The sequence below is a fragment of the Pseudomonas sp. ZT5P21 genome, from assembly GCF_054897785.1.
Map to the genome: position 1 here is coordinate 5338085 of NZ_CM142705.1, position 19831 is coordinate 5357915.

Genomic DNA, 19831 nt, shown 5'->3' on the forward strand with positions numbered 1-19831 from the left:
GAATTCAGCCGGTCAGCGCGCTCCAGTCGAAGGGCTGCACAAAGGCCAGGACTTCTTCGGCCTCCACCGGGTGCGCAACCAGGAAACCTTGCACATATTCGCAGCCATTGGCTTGCAGCCACTCATATTGCGCGACGGTTTCCACCCCTTCGGCGATCACCAGCGTTCCGTATTGCTTGCACAGATCGATGACGCTGCGCACCAGGGCCGCGTCCCGAGAGGAAGCTGGCAGCCGGGCGATCAAATGGCGGTCGAGCTTGAGCGTGTCCAGCTCCAGGTCGCGCAGATGGGACAGCGAGCACGGCCCCGAACCGAAGTCATCCAGCGCCACCCGCACGCCCAGGTTGCGCAGCAGGCGCAGCTGTTTGCGGGTCTCCTCAGGGTTGTGCATCAAGGCCTCTTCAGTGACCTCGACCTCCAGATGACGCGCCTGCAAGCCATGACGCTCCAGCGCCTGGCGCAACTCGGTGACCAGGTTGGTCATACCGAACTGCGTGCTGCTCAAACTGACGCCCAGCACCAGTTCCTCGGCAAACAAGGTTTCCCAGGCTTTGCGTTGCCCGGCACCGCGGTGGTAGATCCAGCTGCCCAGACGACTGATCAACCGCGCTTCTTCCAGCAACGGTAAAAACAGCCCGGGCGGCACGTCGCCGACACTCGGGTGTTGCCAGCGCAACAGCGCTTCGAACCCGCGAATCTGTCCACCATTGGTGGCCACCTGCGGCTGGTAGACCAGATTGAAGTCACGGTTTTCAATAGCGGTGCGCACACTTTCTTCGAGCATCAACCGTGAGCGCGCCCGGCCATTCATGTCATGGTCGTAGAAGCGGTACTGCTGACGACCCGCGCGCTTGGCCTCGTACATGGCGATGTCGGACGCTCGCAGCAAACCATCGAGATTGGCACCGCAGTCCGGGTAAGTGGCGATGCCGATGCTGGCGCCCAGCGCGATATCCAGACCATCGATCTGCTGACATATCGCCACGCGCTCGATAAGTTTCTCGGCAATCTTCGCCGCTTGCTCGGGGAACTCCAGGTCCAGCAGCGCCGTGAACTCATCGCCGCCCATGCGCGCCAGAATGTCGAACGGCCGCAAGCAAGCCTTCAACTGCTCGGAGACCCAGCGCAACACCCGGTCGCCGGCATCGTGGCCAAGGGAGTCGTTGACCCGCTTGAAACCGTCGAGGTCGAGGTACAGCAATACCCACGCGCTGTCGGAGCGTTCGCCGCGCAGCAGCAGGTTTTCCACCGTCTGATAAAACCCCCGGCGGTTGAGCAGCCCGGTCAACGGGTCGGTCACCGCCTGGAATTCCAGTTGCTGATGCAGGTGGCGCACCACCGACATGTCCAGCACCGTCACCACCATTGCATGTTGTTCGGTGGGCAGCGGCGCACAAGACAATGCCACTGGAACCTGCTGGCCCGGGGCCGTACGCAGCAACGCATCATGCAGGCGCAAAGTTTCACCGCGTTTGTAGCCGCAAAGCAGTTCGGAATCGGCCCAGATCGGGATATGCGGTTTTTGCAGGTAATCCAGAAATTCCTTGCCCTGCAAGTCTTGCACCGTGGCATTGAGCAGCCGCGACATCGCCGGGTTGGCAAAGCGAATCACACCGTCCTCGCCGACCACCAGGATGCCTTCGGCGGCGTTGTCCAGCACCGAGGCATTAAAGGCGCGCGCGACCTCCAGATCGTGGCTCAGGCGCTGCAACGCCCGGCGATTGCGCTGATGCTCGAGCAACGCCTGGACTTTAGGCTTGAGAATTTGCGGGTCGAACGGCTTGAACAAATAATCCACCGCACCGCTGGCATAGCCCTTGATCACGGCGTCCTGGGACTGTTCATTGGCGGTGAGGAAAATGATTGGCGTCAGGCGAGTTCGCTGGCTGCCCCGCATCAGACGCGCCACTTCAAAACCATCCATACCCGGCATCTGCACATCCAGCAGCACCAGGTCGATATCATGTTCGAGTAAAAGACCGAGGGCTTCGAAACCCGACGCGGCGGTCATGACCTGCCAATCCTGGCGCTGCAGTAATGCACGCATGCTGATCAGGTTTTCAGGGTAATCATCGACGATTAAAAGGGTTGAGCTGCCTTCGCTTGGCGGGGGTGGCGCGCATTCCATGCTGCTTCTCTTTTCGGGGCGTCAGGCCGGTTTCTCGTGAAAACCGGACACATACTAAGCCCTCACTCTAGACCGGGATCCGCTAAAGCAGTAGGTGTCAGTAAGCCATCATTTAACCAATGAGTTCATTTACCGACTAACGGTCGCCTCTACAGCCCTCTAAAACCGGGAAAGATGGCCTTTTAACAGGATTTTGACGTCATCCGTTTGTCAATTGCGCATTAACAAATTGAACTTCTACGACTATAAAGAACGCCCCCGATGCGCGTGCCAGAGCTTCTGGTACGTCCGTGCTGTAAAATCTGTGGACGTTTTTTATCTATGATTGATCTCGCAACCTGGAACCTCAGCGTTCCTGTCGGCAACCCGCCGTACACCGTTGAAACAAGCAAACTGGTGAAAGGCTTTAAGGATCAATACTTCCACTCCAACTCCGGGACGCTGTTTTTCTGGTCGCCGGTAACCGGCACCCGCACAGAAAACGCCAAGTATCCACGCACCGAACTGCGCGAAACCTACAGCAACGGCACACTCAAAAACTGGTACTACCCGGACGCCGACAATTCCCTGCATGCCACCCTGGCCGTGAACAAGGTGCCGAGCTCGGGCAAGATCGTCATCGGCCAGATCCACGCTTTTCAAAGCCAGAAGCCCATGGTGAAGGTCGAGTATCAGTACTCGACCACGAGCAAAACAGGCAACATCGTCGCGAAAGTGCGCATGCACCCCGATGACGGTGAAGGCCGGGTGATCACCATTGCCACTGGCGTGAAGCTGCAAAAGGAATTCTCCTACCTAATCCACCTAAGCCCTGGTGGTGCGCTGGGTATCAGTGCGGCGGGTTACCAGTGGGACACCAACATCAGCGCCAAGTGGCGCGTCAAACCGCTGTATTTCAAGGCTGGGGTTTATGTGCAGGACAACAGCGGGTACACGAGCGAAGGTGGGCAGGTGACGTTCAGCAAGCTGGATATTGATCACGATAAGTGACGGTAGAGCGTGATCTCCCTGTGGGAGCGGGCTTGCTCGCGAATGCGGTGTGTCATTCAACATTGATGTCGTGACACTACACGTTCGCGAGCAAGCCCGCTCCCACAGGGGAATGCGTCGACCAGGAATCATCGCCCATAAAAAACCCGCATCTCTGCGGGTTTTTTATGCGAATCAAACGCTGAGGCTTAGTTAACCTTGGCGTTCAACTCACCTTTCAGATAACGCTGGTACATCGCTTCCAGCGAGATCGGCTTGATCTTCGAAGCGTTGCCCGCAGTACCAAACGCTTCATAACGAGCAATGCACACATCACGCATCGCAGTAACGGTCGCACCAAAGAATTTACGCGGATCAAACTCGCTAGGATTAGTAGCCATCAAGCGACGCATCGCACCGGTAGACGCCAAACGCAGGTCGGTGTCGATGTTGACCTTGCGCACGCCGTGCTTGATGCCTTCGACGATTTCTTCAACCGGTACGCCGTAGGTTTCTTTGATGTCGCCGCCGTACTGGTTGATGATCGCCAGCCACTCTTGCGGAACCGAAGATGAGCCGTGCATCACCAGGTGGGTGTTCGGGATGCGTTTGTGGATTTCTTTGATGCGGTCGATGGCCAGTACGTCGCCGGTAGGCGGCTTGGTGAACTTGTACGCGCCGTGGCTGGTGCCGATGGCGATGGCCAGGGCGTCGACCTGAGTGCGCTTGACGAAGTCAGCGGCTTCTTCCGGGTCGGTCAGCATCTGGCTGTGATCCAGAACGCCTTCGGCGCCGATGCCGTCTTCTTCACCGGCCATGCCGGTTTCCAGCGACCCCAGGCAGCCGAGCTCGCCTTCTACCGAAACGCCGCAGGCGTGAGCCAGGGCCACGGTTTGTTGGGTGACGCGCACGTTGTAGTCGTAGTCGGTCGGGGTCTTGCCGTCTTCGCCCAGGGAACCGTCCATCATCACCGAGCTGAAGCCCAACTGGATGGAACGCTGGCAGACGTCAGGGCTGGTGCCGTGGTCCTGGTGCATGCACACCGGGATGTGCGGGAATTCTTCGATTGCCGCCAGGATCAGGTGACGCAGGAACGGTGCGCCGGCGTATTTGCGAGCACCGGCCGAAGCCTGGACGATCACCGGGGAGTCAGTCTTGTCAGCGGCTTCCATGATGGCGCGCATCTGCTCAAGGTTGTTGACGTTGAAGGCTGGAACGCCGTAGCCGAACTCGGCTGCGTGGTCCAGCATCTGGCGCATGCTGATAAGTGCCATTGTGTGTGTCTCTCCCGGTTTGGGTCGTTAATCGTGCCAGCCTGCCGGAGCGGCGGCGGCTATTCAAGTTTTTGCAGATCGGGGGTTGGCCCGGGCTGCGGATTCGGTGGTGCCAAAATCTCAAGTACTACACAGAACCACTGTGGGAGCGAGCTTGCTCGCGATGACGATCGTTCAGCCAAAATCGATGTTGAAAGTGATGGCCTCATCGCGAGCAAGCTCGCTCCCACATTTGAATCTCTGTGAATCAAATCCATCGTCTTATCCGGCTTTACAACCGCGACCGATCAAATCGTTGGTGGCGACCCAGTACACCAGGCCTTCCTCACCTTTTACGTGAAACGCCAACATGTCGTTGCTGTACAGCGAACCTTCCCCGCCCGGCTCAAGCTTCAGGCGGTAGACCTGATCGGCCCCGCCGAGGCGCACGTCGACGGCCTTGCGGCTGTCGTCAGTGTAGCGCCAGAGCACTTTGGCCTGGCTGTCGCACGTCCAGGTGGTCCAGCTGTCCGTCGATTCGGCAGGCTTGAACAGGTTGAAATTCGAGCAACCTGCCAGCAGTGCCAGCGCCGTAACGGCGATAAAACCTTTCATCCGTGTTCCTCGACTGACAGCGCACGCCGCCAGCCCTGAGTAAGGAGTCAGACCCATCAAGGGCAACCATGTTCCTTGGCGGGTGTCTGCGTTTCGTATTTGTCCAGGCCGTCCGGCCCGGAACGCTTGTTGATGACCGGGTTGGTTTCCGCTTGCCAGTCAGCCTGGTAGCAGCCTTTGTCCGCCGATTGCGGTGCAGGTTCCGGCTTGGCTTTCGGGTTACTCCCGCACGCCGCCAACGAACCCGCAACGATCAACAGCGCGAGCATCTTGACCATTTGAACACTCCCTTGCCTGGTCAAATCAACGACCTCAGGCCTTGGCCCGACTTTCCAGGACTTCCACCGCTGGCAGCACCTTGCCTTCGACGAATTCGAGGAACGCGCCGCCGCCGGTAGAAATGTAGGAGATCTGCTCGGCAACGCCATACTTGTCGATGGCCGCCAGCGTGTCGCCGCCGCCCGCGATGGAGAACGCCGAGCTGTCCGCGATGGCCTGGGCCAGTACTTTGGTGCCGTTACCGAACTGGTCGAATTCGAATACGCCGACCGGACCGTTCCACAGGATGGTCTTGGACGACTTCAGCAACCCGGCGAAATTCGCCGCGGTCTGTGGGCCGATGTCCAGAATCATGTCGTCGGCAGCCACATCGGCAATCAGCTTGACGGTGGCGGTAGCGCTTTCAGCGAATTCCTTGGCGACAACAACGTCGACCGGCAGCGGCACGCTGACTTTCGCGGCGATTTCCCGAGCAGTGTCAAGCAGGTCCGGTTCGTACAGCGATTTGCCGACCGGGTGACCGGCCGCAGCCAGGAAGGTGTTGGCAATACCGCCACCAACGATCAACTGGTTGCAGATCTGGCTCAGGCTGTTCAGCACGTCGAGTTTGGTCGAGACCTTGGAGCCGGCAACGATGGCCGCCATTGGCTGAGCCGGAGCACCCAGAGCTTTGCCCAGTGCGTCCAGTTCAGCGGCCAGCAACGGGCCAGCAGCGGCGACTTTGGCGAACTTGGCCACGCCATGGGTCGAACCCTCGGCGCGGTGAGCGGTGCCGAAGGCGTCCATCACGAAGACGTCGCACAGGGCGGCGTACTGTTGAGCCAGTTCGTCAGCGTTCTTTTTCTCGCCCTTGTTGAAGCGCACGTTTTCGAACAGGACGATGTCACCTGCCTTGACATCAACGCCGCCCAGGTAATCGGCGACCAGTGGCACTTCACGGCCCAGGGCCTTGCTCAGGTAGTCAGCGACTGGCTTGAGGCTGTTCTCGGCCGAGAACTCGCCTTCTGTCGGACGGCCAAGGTGCGAGCAGACCATCACGGCCGCGCCTTTTTCCAGGGCCAGCTTGATGGTCGGCAGCGAAGCCAGGATTCGCGCATCGCTGGTGACAACACCGTCCTTGACTGGGACGTTAAGGTCTTCGCGGATCAGTACGCGCTTACCTTGCAGATCGAGGTCGGTCATCTTCAACACGGTCATGGGTCGCATTTCCTACTGTTTTGGAGAGGCAGCTGTTTGCAGATAGTGTTCCGCAACATCCAGCATTCGGTTGGCAAAACCCCATTCGTTGTCGAACCAGGCCAGGATGTTTACCAGCCGAGGGCCGGAAACTCGAGTCTGACTGGCATCGACGATCGCCGAATGTGGGTCATGGTTGAAATCACAGCTTGCGTGAGGCAACTCGGTATAGGCCAGAAGGCCTTTGAGCGGGCCGCTGGTGGCAGCCTCGCGCAGAATCCGGTTGACCTCGGTGGCGTTGGTGTCGCTCACGGTCTGCATCGTAATGTCGAGGCAAGACACGTTCACCGTCGGCACCCGCACGGCTTTGGCCTGAATTCGCCCGGCAAGTTCCGGCAACAGGCGTTCGATGCCGCGCGCCAGACCAGTGGACACCGGAATCACCGACTGAAATGCCGAGCGGGTACGGCGCAGGTCTTCGTGATGATAGGCATCAATGACGGGCTGATCGTTCATCGCCGAGTGGATGGTGGTGATCGACACGTATTCCAGACCAATGGCCTGATCGAGCAGGCGCAACAGCGGCACGCCGCAGTTGGTGGTGCAGGACGCGTTGGACACCAGCAGTTCTTCGCCGGTCAGGCAATCCTGATTCACACCATAGACAATGGTGGCGTCGATATCCGCCTCGCTGGCCATCGGCTGGGAAAACAGCACGCGCGGAGCGCCGGCGTCGAGGAAACGCTGGCCATCTTCACGGGTGTGGTAAGCGCCGGAGCACTCCAGCACCAGATCGACGCCGAGCGACGCCCAATCGATGCCTTCGGGGGTAGCACTGCGCAGGACCTTCACGCAGTCGCCATTAATATGCAGACAGTCGCCGTCGACCTTCACCTCGCCGGGAAAACGCCCGTGCGTGGAGTCGAAGCGTGTCAGGTATTCGATGCTGGCCATGTCCGCCAGATCGTTGATCGCGACAATTTCAAACCCGGCAGTCGAACCTCGCTCGAACAACGCACGCAAGACGCAACGACCAATCCGGCCGTAGCCGTTGAGTGCAACTTTGTAGGGACGCGGTTGAGGCATGGGGTTCTCGATTACCGTGGTGAATCCGTCAATCCAGCATTGCCTGAGCCACCGCTATCGCGAGCAAGCTCGCTCCCACATGGACGGTGTACATCCTGTGGGAGCGAGCTTGCTCGCGATGGCGTCAGCCCGGACAACACAACTGTCGGACTTAGTCTTCCAGCAGCTCTTCAGCCTGACCCAGGATGTTTTCCAGGGTGAAGCCGAACTCTTCGAACAAGGCAGGCGCAGGCGCGGACTCGCCGAAGGTGGTCATGCCGATGACGCGGCCTTCCAGGCCGACGTATTTGTACCAGTAGTCCGCGTGAGCGGCTTCGATGGCGATACGGGCGCTGACCTGCAACGGCAGAACCGATTGCTTGTAGCCGGCGTCCTGGGCATCGAACACGCTGGTGCAAGGCATCGAAACAACGCGCACTTTGCGACCCTGCTCGGTCAGCTTGTCGTAAGCCTGAACCGCCAGGCCCACTTCGGAACCGGTGGCGATCAGGATCAGCTCAGGCTCGCCTGCGCAGTCCTTCAGTACGTAACCACCACGCGCGATCTCTTCGATCTGAATCGCGTTGCGGGTTTGGTGCTGCAGGTTCTGACGCGAGAAGATCAAGGCCGAAGGACCGTCGTTACGCTCCAGGGCGAACTTCCAGGCCACTGCCGACTCAACGGCGTCGGCTGGACGCCAGGTGTCGAGGTTCGGCGTGCCGCGCAGGCTGGCCAGTTGCTCGATCGGCTGGTGAGTCGGGCCGTCTTCGCCCAGACCGATGGAGTCGTGGGTGTAGACGAACAGCACGCGCTGCTTCATCAGCGAAGCCATGCGCACAGCGTTGCGGGCGTATTCCATGAACATCAGGAAGGTCGCGCCGTAAGGCACCAGGCCACCGTGCAGCGCTACGCCGTTCATGATCGCGCTCATGCCGAATTCGCGAACGCCGTAATACATGTAGTTGCCGCTGGCGTCTTCGGCGGTGACGCCTTTGCAGCCTTTCCACAGGGTCAGGTTGGAACCGGCCAGGTCGGCGGAACCGCCCAGCAATTCCGGCAGCATCGGCCCATAGGCGTTCAGGGCGTTCTGGCTGGCTTTACGGCTGGCGATGGTTTCGCCCTTGGCCGCGACATCAGCAATATAAGCCGAGGCTTTTTCAGCGAAGTCAGCCGGCAGCTCGCCGCTCAGACGACGGATCAGTTCATTGGCCAACTCAGGGAAAGCGGCGGAGTAGGCCGCGAAACGCTGATCCCACTCGGCTTCGACCGCGAGACCGGTTTCCTTGGCGTCCCACTCGGCATAGATATCAGCCGGAATTTCGAACGGGCCGTGGTTCCATTTCAGCGCTGCACGGGTCAGAGCAATTTCCGCGTCACCCAATGGGGCACCGTGGCAGTCTTCTTTACCTTGCTTGTTCGGCGAACCGAAGCCGATGGTGGTCTTGCAGCAGATCAGGGTCGGCTGCGCGCTTTTGCGTGCAGTCTCGATCGCAATCTTGATTTCTTCCGGGTCATGGCCATCGACGTTGCGGATCACTTGCCAGTTGTAGGCTTCGAAACGCTTCGGGGTGTCGTCGGTGAACCAGCCTTCGACTTCGCCGTCGATGGAGATGCCGTTGTCATCGTAGAAGGCGATCAGTTTGCCCAGGCCCAGCGTACCGGCCAGGGAGCCAACTTCGTGGGAAATGCCTTCCATCATGCAGCCATCACCCAGGAACACGTAGGTGTGGTGGTCGACGACGTTGTGGCCCGGACGGTTGAACTGCGCCGCCAGGACTTTTTCTGCCAGGGCGAAACCCACGGCATTGGCCAGGCCTTGGCCCAGTGGACCGGTGGTGGTTTCAACGCCCGGGGTATAGCCGAATTCCGGGTGACCCGGGGTGCGGCTGTGCAGCTGGCGGAAGTTTTTCAGGTCATCGATCGACAGGTCGTAGCCGGTCAGGTGCAGCAGCGAGTAGATCAGCATCGAACCGTGACCGTTGGACAGCACGAAGCGGTCACGGTCGGCGAACGATGGATTGCTCGGGTTGTGCTTCAGGTAGTCACGCCAAAGTACTTCGGCGATATCCGCCATACCCATCGGGGCACCGGGATGGCCGCTGTTGGCTTTTTGCACGGCATCCATGCTGAGGGCACGAATGGCGTTGGCACGCTCACGACGGCTGGGCATCGCTGTTCTCCTGAGGGTTCTGAATAAAGAATGAATAAAACGAATCGGAAAAAAGGCGAGCATTTTCCCTCACCCCCCGCCTCGGGGCAATGACAGATAGTCATCTGGAGGCGTTTTTCCAGTGGATAGATTCGCATTCGCCTGATGAAACCTTTCCGCTGACGATTTGTAGAGTGGCCCTTTCCCCGAGAAGTGCCATCTATCGAGCAATATCAAAACTTTTTGATATTGCTATTGCGGAGCTTTCTGAGCGTCACTAGACTGCTGGCCCTATGAATTTACGTGTGCCTTCCATTCAACATGACGAATGCGATGAGCTGGCGGCCCTGTGCAAGGCCGGCGGCGATCCTCTGCGACTGAATGTATTGCGCGCGCTGGCCAACGATTCGTTTGGCGTACTGGAACTGGCGCAGATCTTCGGCATAGGCCAGTCAGGCATGAGTCATCACCTCAAGGTGCTGGCCCAGGCCGATTTGGTGGCGACGCGTCGTGAGGGCAATGCGATTTTTTATCGTCGCGCCCTGCCTCACACCGATCTGTTGGGCGGCAAGCTGCACGCCTCACTGCTCGAAGAAGTGGACAACCTGACCCTGCCGGCGGATGTGCAGTCGCGGATCGGTCAGGTCCACGGGCAACGGGCGGCGGCCAGCCAGGACTTTTTCTCACGGGTCGCGGAGAAGTTTCGCGCCCAGCAGGACTTGATCGCCGGCCTGCCGCAGTACCGCGATAGCGTGGTGGCCTTGCTCGACAAGCTGAGCTTCGGCGAAGGCGCCACGGCCATTGAAGTCGGCCCTGGCGACGGCGCTTTTCTGCCGGAACTGGCGCGCCGCTTCACTCACGTAACAGCGCTGGACAACAGCCCGGCGATGCTCGAACTGGCGCGTCAAGTCTGCGAACGTGAAACGCTGGCTAACGTCAGCCTGCAACTGGCCGATGCATTGAATGGCGTGAGCCTCAAGGCCGATTGCGTTGTACTGAACATGGTGCTGCACCACTTTGCCGCGCCGGCCGAAGCGCTCAAGCACATGGCCGATTTGCTGCAACCGGGCGGTAGCCTGCTCGTGACAGAGTTATGTAGCCACAACCAGAGTTGGGCCAGGGAGGCCTGCGGTGATCTGTGGTTGGGGTTTGAACAGGACGATTTGGCCCGTTGGGCCACCGCTGCGGGACTCGTTCCCGGGGAAAGCCTCTATGTAGGCTTACGTAATGGTTTCCAGATTCAGGTCCGCCACTTTCAGCGGCCAACTGGCGACACTCACCATCGGTAAATTCAGGAAAAAATCGAGATGAGCGAATACTCCCTCTTCACCTCCGAGTCCGTGTCCGAAGGACATCCGGACAAAATCGCCGACCAGATTTCCGATGCGGTGCTGGACGCCATCATTGCTGAAGACAAGTTCGCCCGCGTAGCGTGCGAGACCTTGGTGAAAACCGGCGTGGCAATCATTGCGGGTGAAGTCACCACCTCGGCTTGGGTCGATCTGGAACAGATCGTTCGTGACGTCATCCTGGGCATTGGCTACAACAGCTCGGACGTCGGCTTCGACGGCGCTACTTGCGGCGTGATGAACATCATCGGCAAGCAGTCCCCTGACATCAACCAGGGTGTCGACCGTGCCAAGCCTGAAGATCAGGGCGCCGGCGACCAAGGCCTGATGTTCGGCTACGCCAGCAACGAAACCGACGTGCTGATGCCAGCGCCGATCACCTTCTCGCACCAACTGGTGCAGCGCCAGGCCGAAGCCCGTAAATCCGGTCTGCTGCCTTGGCTGCGCCCGGACGCCAAGTCGCAAGTGACTTGCCGTTACGAAGGCGGCAAGGTTGTCGGTATCGACGCCGTTGTACTGTCGACCCAACACAACCCTGACGTGTCGTACAAAGACCTGCGCGAAGGCGTGATGGAGCTGATCGTCAAGCACGTGCTGCCTGCCGAACTGCTGACCAAGGACACTCAGTTCCACATCAACCCGACCGGCCAGTTCATCATCGGCGGCCCGGTGGGTGACTGCGGTCTGACCGGTCGCAAGATCATCGTCGACAGTTACGGCGGCATGGCCCGTCACGGCGGCGGCGCGTTCTCCGGTAAAGATCCATCGAAGGTTGACCGTTCGGCTGCTTACGCTGGTCGTTACGTGGCCAAGAACATCGTGGCGGCCGGCCTGGCCGAACGTTGCGAGATTCAGGTTTCCTACGCGATTGGTGTTGCCCAGCCGACTTCGATCTCGTTGAACACCTTCGGCACCGGCAAAATCAGCGACGACAAAATCGTCAAACTGGTTCGCGAAGTGTTCGACCTGCGTCCATACGCAATCACCACCATGCTCGACCTGCTGCACCCGATGTACCAGGAAACTGCGGCGTACGGCCACTTCGGTCGCACCCCGGCCACCAAGACCGTGGGCGAAGACACCTTCACCACGTTCACCTGGGAAAAAACCGACCGCGCCGACGACCTCCGTTCGGCTGCCGGCCTGTAAGACCTCCCCGGCGGTACCAAAAGCCCCGCACGGTTCGCCGTGCGGGGCTTTTTGTTGCCTTGCGCTTGGGACCGAGCGGCCCCCTTCGCGAGCAAGCCTGCTCCCACAGTGGATCGCTGCCCACACAAAATTTGTGCTCACTGAAGTTCCAGTTTGGAAGCGGGCTTGCTCGCGAAGACGCCAGTACAGTCACTACCAGAAACACCAGGCAAAACACCCACCCTCCCCGCCAGAAAATACTGACTAGCCTTCAAGCATCCCCCCGAGCAAGGACGCTCCCGATGCGCCTGTTTTTTGTTTTTTTCCTGACCTTGGTCTGCTCGATCTCAAACGCTGCCGATTGTCCCGACTGGCCACCCGCCAGGGCTCTGGACGAAATCACAGCCCTGCAAAAACAAATCGACATTTGGGACGACAGTTATCACCGCCGTGGCCGTTCGTTGGTCGCCGACGAACTCTACGATCAGTCCCGTGCACGGCTGACCGAATGGCGTGAGTGTTTCGACTTGGGTCTGGCGCCTGAACCATTGCGCACGGCTGGCGGCAAGATTGCCCACCCCATCGCCCACACGGGCCTGGAAAAACTGCGTGATGGTCGCGCGGTCGAAACCTGGTTGCGCGATCGCGAAGACGTCTGGATACAACCGAAAGTCGACGGCGTGGCCGTGACGCTGATCTATCGCAACGGCGTGCTGCACCAGGCAATCAGTCGCGGTGACGGCATGAACGGACAGGACTGGACCGCCTCGGCGCGACTGATCCCCGTCATCCCCCGACAACTGGCGCAACCTGTGGATTTACTCGTGCAAGGCGAACTCTACTGGCGCCTGATCGACCATGTACAAGCCGAGGCCGGCAGCCTCAATGCCCGTTCTACGGTAGCTGGGCTGATGGCCCGCAAGGAACTCGCCCCTGAGCAGGCCGCCGGTATTGGACTGTTTATCTGGGACTGGCCGCAAGGCCCGTCCAGCCTGCCCGCCCGTGTCGCGGCGCTGGATAAACTGGGTTTTCCGGGAACGGCGCCTTACAGTCAGCCGATCCAGACGTTTGCCGATGCCGAACGCTGGCGCGATCACTGGTATCGCTCGCCATCGCCTTTTGCCAGTGACGGCGTCGTCCTGCGGCAGAGCCAGCGCCCCTCGGCCGAGCGCTGGCAGGCGAAAACACCTTACTGGACCGTCGCCTGGAAGTACCCTTTCGCCCAAGCGCTGGCCGAGGTGCGAAAAGTCGAGTTCAAGGTCGGTCGGACCGGACGGATCACACCGGTGCTGGAGCTGAAACCGGTGACGCTCGATGACCGGCAGATAAAACGCGTGAGCGTCAGCTCCCTGCGACGCTGGGAGGCACTGGATATCCGCCCCGGTGATCAGGTATCTATCAGCCTGGCGGGGCTGACCATTCCCAGACTTGACGGCGTCGTTCTTCGAGCCGCTGAACGCTCCGAATTAAACGTACCGTTGGCAGCCGACTTTCATCCTTTGAGTTGCTGGCAGCCGACTCCGGGTTGCGAAAGCCAATTCGTCGCGCGACTGACCTGGCTCAGTGGCAAGCAAGGGCTGGCCTTGCCTCATGTTGGTCCCGGCACCTGGGAGAAACTTCTCGAAACAGGCCGTCTGACCGGCCTGCTGGATTGGTTGACCCTCGATGCTCAAGAGCTTGCTAACATTGAAGGCTTCGGCGAGCGCAGTAGCACGCGTCTTTTAAACAGTTTCAACAGCGCGCGCCAACGCCCTTTTGTTCGCTGGCTCAAAGCACTGGGATTGCCGCCGACCGGCCAGGCGCAACTTGGCCACTCATGGCAGGAATTGGCACAACGAAACACCGAACAATGGCAGGCCGAAGCCGGCATCGGCCCGGGGCGCGCGGTGCAATTGAGCGCATTCTTCCGCGACCCGCAGGTCCTGGCCTTGAGTGACACATTACGTGCGGCGGGGATCGACGGTTTTTAGCAACCGCGATTGCTCGCCCACCTGGAAACCCAAAAGTGCCGACGGGCTCAAACGCCCATCGCCACAATTGCATTTGCACATGGAGCTTTTATGAAATTACTTTCACCACTCGCCCTGCTGGCCCTTTGCGGTGTGATGGCCGCTCCGCTGATGGCCGCCGAAGAAGCCCCGGGGCTGACCGGTTGCGCCGCCAAGAAGCAGGGCATCATCAACCAGATCGAACTGGCCAAGTCACGCGGCAACGCCGATCAGCAGGCGGGCCTGGAAACGGCCCTAAGTGAAGTTACCGCTCATTGCACCGATGCTTCGTTGAAGAAGGAGCGGGAAAACAAGGTCCTCGACGCCAAGCATGAAGTCAGCGAGCGTCAGGCCGACCTCGACAAAGCCATGAAGAAAGGCGATCCCGAGAGGATCAACAAGCGCAAAGACAAACTCGCCGACTCCCGCAAGGAATTGCAGGACGCGCTTGACGAGTTGGATAAGTAAGAAGAGGAAGAGTCAGAGATCTGTGGCGATCTTCAGGCAGCCTTCGTCGGCAAGCGCACCGCCAATCAATGATCCCGAAACTCTTTATGGCACGCACTGCAGGCATCTTCGACTTTCTGCACCGCCGGCCCAAGGTTACTGACCTTCAAAGGCTGAACCTTGCTGGCGACCACCAGTTCACCGGTGGCGGCCTCAAGGGTGCGGGCCATTTCCTGAAAGCGTGCCTGCTTCTGCCAGACATCGTCCTTGGCGCTGGTGTGATCTTCTTCGCGCACCTGCGGGAAATGTTTCCACGGTTCATGGGACAGCGCATCGAGCTTCACCGCGCCGTCAGCGAACTTCGCACCGTCGAACGGTATGCGCCCGCGCAACATGCCGCCCAGGTCTTCGCCGGTCTTGAGCATTTGCTTGAAAATCGCCTTGCGCTGACCCAGCGGCGAATTCGGATCGACACCGCCGCACGCGGACAACGTCAGGCAGGCCAGCAATACAACGGAAAGTCTTTTAAATGTCATGGTGGCTTCAGGTCACGGGAAACGGCGGCCAGTATCCTCGCGTCACCGACAAAGACCAATAGCCCTATTATCAATACGGGTTGTTCGAGTGCAGGGAGCACTCGGGCAACCGGCAAAGGAATTACTCCATGAACAGCCGTTTCAAGGCATGGCGTCATCGCCTCGCCTGGACCCTTCCGATAGTGGCCGTGCTCGCAGGCTGCACCGGTGGTGACAACAACAAACCGAAAACCCACGCGCTAGCGACTTATTCCAGCGCCACCTGGGAAGCACTGCCGGCAGTGTCCGATAACGATCTGGTCGCCGGGTTCGGTTCGTGGCGCAGCGCGTGCACCCGCCTCAAGGCTGATCCGGTCTGGGGCTCGACCTGCGCCGCTGCCGCCAATGTGCCGCAAACCGCCAACGACATTCGCGGCTTCCTCAAGCAGAACCTCGATGTCTACGGCCTGCGCGCCGCCAACGACAACCCCAACGGGTTGATCACCGGTTACTACGAACCGGTCTACCCCGGCAGCCTGACCCAAACCGCCGTGGCAAGTGTCCCGGTGTATGGCGTGCCCGAGGACATGATCATTGTCTCCCTGGACAGTATTTATCCTGAACTCAAAGGCAAGCGCCTTCGCGGACGGCTCGAAGGTCGCGTGCTCAAGCCTTACGACGATGCGGCAACCATAGAAACCAAAGGGGTCAAGGCGCCGGTCGTGGCATGGCTGACCGACCCGATGAACCTGCAATTCCTGCAAATTCAGGGCTCCGGTCGCATCCAGCTCAATGACGGCCGCCAGCTGCGCATCGCCTATGCCGACCAGAATGGTCATCCCTATCGGCCGATCGGCCGCTGGCTGGTGGAACAAGGCGAGCTGAAGAAAGAAGATGTGACGATGGGCGCGATCAGCAACTGGGCCAAGGCCAATCCGGCGCGCATTCCGGAGCTGCTCGGCAGCAACCCCAGCTATGTGTTCTTCACCCGCAACCCGGACAGCAACGAAGGCCCTCGTGGCTCGCTAAATGTTCCGTTGACCGCAGGTTATAGCGCCGCAGTGGACCGCAAAGTGATTCCGCTGGGCAGTCTGTTGTGGTTATCCACCACGCGGCCCGACGGCACGGCACTGGTTCGCCCGGTGGCAGCCCAGGACACCGGCGGCGCGATTGCCGGCGAAGTGCGGGCGGATCTGTTCTGGGGCACCGGCGAGGCCGCCGGGCAATTGGCCGGAGATATGAAACAGCAGGGTCAGATCTGGATGTTATGGCCCAAAGGCGCGGCGTTGCCGCAAGTGCCCCAGGTGGCCGACAAGCTCTAAAGTCAAAAAATCGCAGGCTGCGCCAGCTCCTACAACGATCGGTGTTCATCCGCAATATTGCGGCGAACGTAGGAGCTGGCGCAGCCTGCGATCTTTTTGATCTTGCTCTTAAACAGAAACCACAAAAAAACTGACAATCAACCCCAGCCCCACAAACCACACCAACGACCGCAAAATATGCCAGTCCGCCAGGTAGCAAATGATGTACAGCAACCGGCTGGTGATGAACAACACCGACAGCACATTGATGGTCACCAGCTCGGAATTGCCAGCCAGATGCGCCACGATCACCGCCGCAGCGAACGCCGGGGTTATTTCAAAACTGTTAAGTTGCGCCGCATGCGCGCGCCTGCCCAAACCTTCCAGCGAATCGAGAAAGTCGCGGGGATCATGGTTGTCTTTCAGCCCGTACCCGCCACTGATCTTGGCCACGACCGTGCCCAGATAAGGCAGGAAAATCGCAATCAAAATGCACCACAGAGCAACCGTCATAAAGCAATCCCTTCTTCAATTTTCAAGAGTCAAGTTACAGTCAAAACGTCATCACCAACATACCAATCAACACCAGACCACAGGCCAGGAGCCGTGGCCGGCCGAAAGGTTCTTTCAGGTAGCGCATGCCAAACAGCACCACCAGAATCACGCTGATCTCGCGCAAGGCCGCCGCTTCGGCAATCGAGCCCAACTGCATCGCCCACAGCACCAGAGCGTAGCTGAACAACACGTAAAACCCGACCGCTTACCCCAGCCGCTGATGGGTCAGCACTTCTCTGGCAAAGATCAGCGTCAGCGCCAGCACCACCAATGGCGACAAGCTCCGCATAAGCGGATAAACCAAGCCAAGATCGCCAACCCGATAGGCTTGAATCAGCAGATAGCGATAGAGCAACTCGAACACCGCCGACGCCAGGATCCACGGCCAGATTTCAATCGGCGGCAACGCCACGAAAGGCAGCATCAGTGCGACAAACAACATCGCCACACTGTCCAAGCAGGCCACGACCAACAACCGTTCAGCACTGAATTTAACAAGCGTATTCCACGCCGCGTGCAACAGCGCCGCCACCAACACCAATGCCGTCGGAAGCACGGCACGCTCCTTTTGTTCATCATCCTCACCCTGCAGGAGCATGGGTTGCCGGCGAAAGCGTTCTTGAAATCGCATCGCCGGCAAGCCGTGCTCTTACAGGGACGGGGCGGAGAATTGGGTTCCGCTGCGGCTTGGCCGGCTAATGCCTGCCGCTCCCCTGTCAGAAAACCATCCATAAGCGCAGGTCATTGGGGACGGACTTCGTGTGAAAAGACCCCAGAACGATTGATCAGTCACCCATCAGCAGCCGTAGAGGCTTATGCCAGAGCCCTTCGAGCCAAAAAAAGGCAGCGGCGTGCGGGTTCTTCGCTGTGTTCCAAATTGCGACACATCGGTTCTGCGCGCTCTCGATTCTTCTTATAGTGCGATTCCGACAATCCTCAAAGGAAGAGGTAAATATGATCACTTCAGCCGGAAGTCAAACACTCACCCTGCGCCCGTCCATCCCTGACAACGCCGTGCAACTCCCCCACACAACTCCAGACCAGTGTGAAAGGTTGGTGGAATCACGCACTGGGCGGGAACTGACGATTCGTCGCTATGACACCGGCGCCGTTGAAGTGGTTCTCAAACGCCCTGATATCGACCGATTGGTACTCAGCGGTGGAGGCGCCAAAGGTGTTGCCTATTCAGGGATGCTGAAAGCTTTGGAAGACCATCAAGTGCTGGCAGGCATCCGCAGTCTCTACGGCTCTTCGGCGGGCGCTATCACCGCGGCACTTCTGGCAAGCGGCATGGGCTACGCCGACTTTGATGAAATGTCGGACACGCTCAACCTCCTCACCCTGCTGGACAGTGAAAAAAAGACAGTAAGGGAGCTACAGCACCTCAGCAGTACCTTGGGCGAAAAAATAGCGAAGATACCGGGCAAGGCTGGCAACGTCGGCAAATTGCTGGCTGACCTGTTACCTCGCCTCGGTACCAAAGCCACGGGCTTGGAAACCCTGATCCGTGAAAAAACCGTCGCGTCCATCAGGGCGAAATACAACAAGGCCCTCGAGAAAGGGCCACTATGTGATGCAACCAAAAACAGAGTCACAGAAATAGAAACACGGGGGCACGTCACTTTTGCCGACCTGGCTACGTTGAGTAAAGTCATTCCTGAAATCAAGCAACTGCACATTACTGGCACAGCCATGTTCAAAGGACGCGCGCAACTGGTGGTGTTCAATGACAGCCTCACCCCAGACATGGATGTTGCCCGCGCGGCCCATATTTCAGGCTCGTTGCCCGTCGTGTTCCAAAGCCCGACGGAAAAGGGATTGCCCTTTCAAGACGAGCGCACTTCGTTTAAGGACGGAGGGATTATGCACAACACACCTGAGCCGGGTGTCTTCGAACCCGTATCCGGGGGAAGCACAATTCCCCAAAGCGAACCCCTGATTCTCAAGTTCCAGACCGCAAAAAGCGGTAATAAAAACGATCGGGGTACACTGCTTTCAGGGTTGACCGACAAACTTATTGGCGCGCCCCATGGCGCCCGGGACGCTCAGGAAACGGATCGCATCAAGGCATTTGAAAAGTACACCGTTATCGTGCCGCTCAAGACCGACCATGGCGATTTCACCGGCATGATCGATGGCACCGTCAATTTCAGCATGCCCATCCATCTCAAGAACCATCTGCAGAAAGAATTGGAAATTGAAATGGATATGTACTTGGCCAGTCGCAATCAGAGTACCGAAACCTATGATTTCAAATCTGTCGACGAAGCACTGCTAGCGCTTGACGATGAATCGTTCGATGAGGCGATTATTGCGCTGCAAAACGATCGAGCCTCCCAAGCCGTCATCCACTTTCGTAAGTTCGCTCAACTGGCGCTGGACGAGTTGAAGCAGGCGCTGCAGACCAAAGACACATTCCAGGGCAAGCTGGAACTCACCCCGGACATGCGCAATGTATTGGCGACTTTGGATGAGCTCGCTGACACGCCGCAGCGCAGCGAGTGGCTGGCGAAGAAGCTCAACCATGGGAACGTCCCGGATTACATGGAGCTACTTCAAGCCGTTAAACGCATGGATGCCGGAACAACAGCGCCAAAATCTGCCGTTATGACCAAAGCAATTGAAGAGATGGGTGTCCGCGACATCATCACCAAGAGCGAAAACTTCATTCGCGAAGTGATCTATCCCTCTCTGTATCGGGTTGGCCAGCCTGACTTGAACGTCACGCTGTTGACAGAGGTCACCATCGATCTGCGAGAAGCCAGGACTGCCGAGGCCTACAACAAAGCACTCACGCAAATTGTCGATAAGTACGTCTCACGCAACTCCCCATTTTCAAGCTTCGTCAACTCGACCACAGTCGAAGAAGCCAAGGACTGGCTGATCCCCAAGAGTTAACGGCACGGAACAGGGC

At 58.9% G+C, this 19831-nt stretch carries 16 protein-coding genes and 1 pseudogene; 7 read left to right on the top strand and 10 right to left on the bottom strand.

The window, feature by feature from the left end:
- Positions 1 to 4: 4 nt before the first annotated feature.
- Positions 5 to 2128 carry a putative bifunctional diguanylate cyclase/phosphodiesterase gene (locus tag ACYZT9_RS24855; protein ID WP_462007825.1) on the bottom strand — a complete coding sequence of 708 codons (2124 nt, stop codon included), beginning with the start codon at positions 2126 to 2128 and terminating at the stop codon, positions 5 to 7.
- A gap of 321 nt (positions 2129 to 2449) precedes the next feature.
- Between ACYZT9_RS24855 and ACYZT9_RS24860 the strand changes: the two genes are divergently transcribed.
- Positions 2450 to 3118, top strand: coding sequence for a polysaccharide lyase family 7 protein (locus ACYZT9_RS24860; protein WP_462007826.1), 669 nt, complete (start codon positions 2450 to 2452; stop codon positions 3116 to 3118).
- A 188-nt stretch (positions 3119 to 3306) separates the two neighbouring features.
- Here the strand turns inward: ACYZT9_RS24860 and fba are convergent, their stop codons facing one another.
- The 6 genes from fba to tkt form a co-directional block, all read right to left on the bottom strand.
- Entirely contained in the window at positions 3307 to 4371 is a 1065-nt protein-coding gene (gene fba / locus ACYZT9_RS24865; RefSeq protein ID WP_027617054.1) for a class II fructose-bisphosphate aldolase, read from the bottom strand.
- A gap of 261 nt (positions 4372 to 4632) precedes the next feature.
- Positions 4633 to 4965, bottom strand: coding sequence for an MliC family protein (locus tag ACYZT9_RS24870; protein WP_462007827.1), 333 nt, complete (start codon positions 4963 to 4965; stop codon positions 4633 to 4635).
- A 56-nt stretch (positions 4966 to 5021) separates the two neighbouring features.
- Entirely contained in the window at positions 5022 to 5243 is a 222-nt protein-coding gene (locus ACYZT9_RS24875; protein WP_462007828.1) for a hypothetical protein, read from the bottom strand.
- A gap of 34 nt (positions 5244 to 5277) precedes the next feature.
- Entirely contained in the window at positions 5278 to 6441 is a 1164-nt protein-coding gene (locus tag ACYZT9_RS24880; RefSeq protein WP_462007829.1) for a phosphoglycerate kinase, read from the bottom strand.
- 12 nt (positions 6442 to 6453) lie between these two features.
- Complete coding sequence (gene epd / locus ACYZT9_RS24885; RefSeq protein ID WP_462007830.1) at positions 6454 to 7506, bottom strand: erythrose-4-phosphate dehydrogenase; 1053 nt, start codon at positions 7504 to 7506, stop codon at positions 6454 to 6456.
- A 151-nt stretch (positions 7507 to 7657) separates the two neighbouring features.
- Positions 7658 to 9655: a transketolase gene (gene tkt, locus ACYZT9_RS24890; protein WP_462007831.1), complete on the bottom strand. Its 1998-nt coding sequence runs from the start codon at positions 9653 to 9655 to the stop codon at positions 7658 to 7660.
- A 272-nt stretch (positions 9656 to 9927) separates the two neighbouring features.
- Between tkt and ACYZT9_RS24895 the strand changes: the two genes are divergently transcribed.
- The 4 genes from ACYZT9_RS24895 (at position 9928) to ACYZT9_RS24910 (ending at position 14567) form a co-directional block, all read left to right on the top strand.
- The gene (locus ACYZT9_RS24895; protein WP_462007832.1) at positions 9928 to 10923 is read left to right on the top strand and encodes an ArsR/SmtB family transcription factor; all 996 of its coding nucleotides are present in this window, start codon (positions 9928 to 9930) and stop codon (positions 10921 to 10923) included.
- A gap of 18 nt (positions 10924 to 10941) precedes the next feature.
- Positions 10942 to 12132 (top strand): methionine adenosyltransferase, encoded by a 1191-nt coding sequence (gene metK / locus ACYZT9_RS24900; protein WP_462007833.1) that lies wholly within the window; start codon positions 10942 to 10944, stop codon positions 12130 to 12132.
- A gap of 281 nt (positions 12133 to 12413) precedes the next feature.
- On the top strand, positions 12414 to 14081 hold the full coding sequence (ligB, locus tag ACYZT9_RS24905) for an NAD-dependent DNA ligase LigB (RefSeq protein ID WP_462007834.1): 1668 nt from the start codon (positions 12414 to 12416) through the stop codon (positions 14079 to 14081).
- Between the two features lie 90 nt (positions 14082 to 14171).
- Positions 14172 to 14567, top strand: coding sequence for a DUF1090 domain-containing protein (locus ACYZT9_RS24910; RefSeq protein ID WP_462007835.1), 396 nt, complete (start codon positions 14172 to 14174; stop codon positions 14565 to 14567).
- A gap of 65 nt (positions 14568 to 14632) precedes the next feature.
- On the opposite strand, the gene ACYZT9_RS24915 is transcribed toward ACYZT9_RS24910, so the two are convergent.
- The gene (locus ACYZT9_RS24915; protein WP_462007836.1) at positions 14633 to 15082 is read right to left on the bottom strand and encodes a c-type cytochrome; all 450 of its coding nucleotides are present in this window, start codon (positions 15080 to 15082) and stop codon (positions 14633 to 14635) included.
- A 128-nt stretch (positions 15083 to 15210) separates the two neighbouring features.
- Between ACYZT9_RS24915 and mltA the strand changes: the two genes are divergently transcribed.
- A complete protein-coding gene (mltA, locus tag ACYZT9_RS24920) occupies positions 15211 to 16383 on the top strand; it encodes a murein transglycosylase A (RefSeq protein WP_462007837.1) in 1173 nt (390 codons plus the stop codon).
- Positions 16384 to 16491: 108 nt separating this feature from the next.
- Here mltA and ACYZT9_RS24925 read toward each other — a convergent pair whose 3' ends face one another.
- On the bottom strand, positions 16492 to 16875 hold the full coding sequence (locus ACYZT9_RS24925; RefSeq protein ID WP_462007838.1) for an MAPEG family protein: 384 nt from the start codon (positions 16873 to 16875) through the stop codon (positions 16492 to 16494).
- A 40-nt stretch (positions 16876 to 16915) separates the two neighbouring features.
- Positions 16916 to 17473, bottom strand: a pseudogene (locus ACYZT9_RS24930) (EamA family transporter).
- A gap of 398 nt (positions 17474 to 17871) precedes the next feature.
- Here ACYZT9_RS24930 and ACYZT9_RS24935 point away from each other — a divergent pair.
- A complete protein-coding gene (locus tag ACYZT9_RS24935; protein ID WP_462007839.1) occupies positions 17872 to 19815 on the top strand; it encodes a patatin-like phospholipase family protein in 1944 nt (647 codons plus the stop codon).
- Positions 19816 to 19831: the final 16 nt, after the last annotated feature.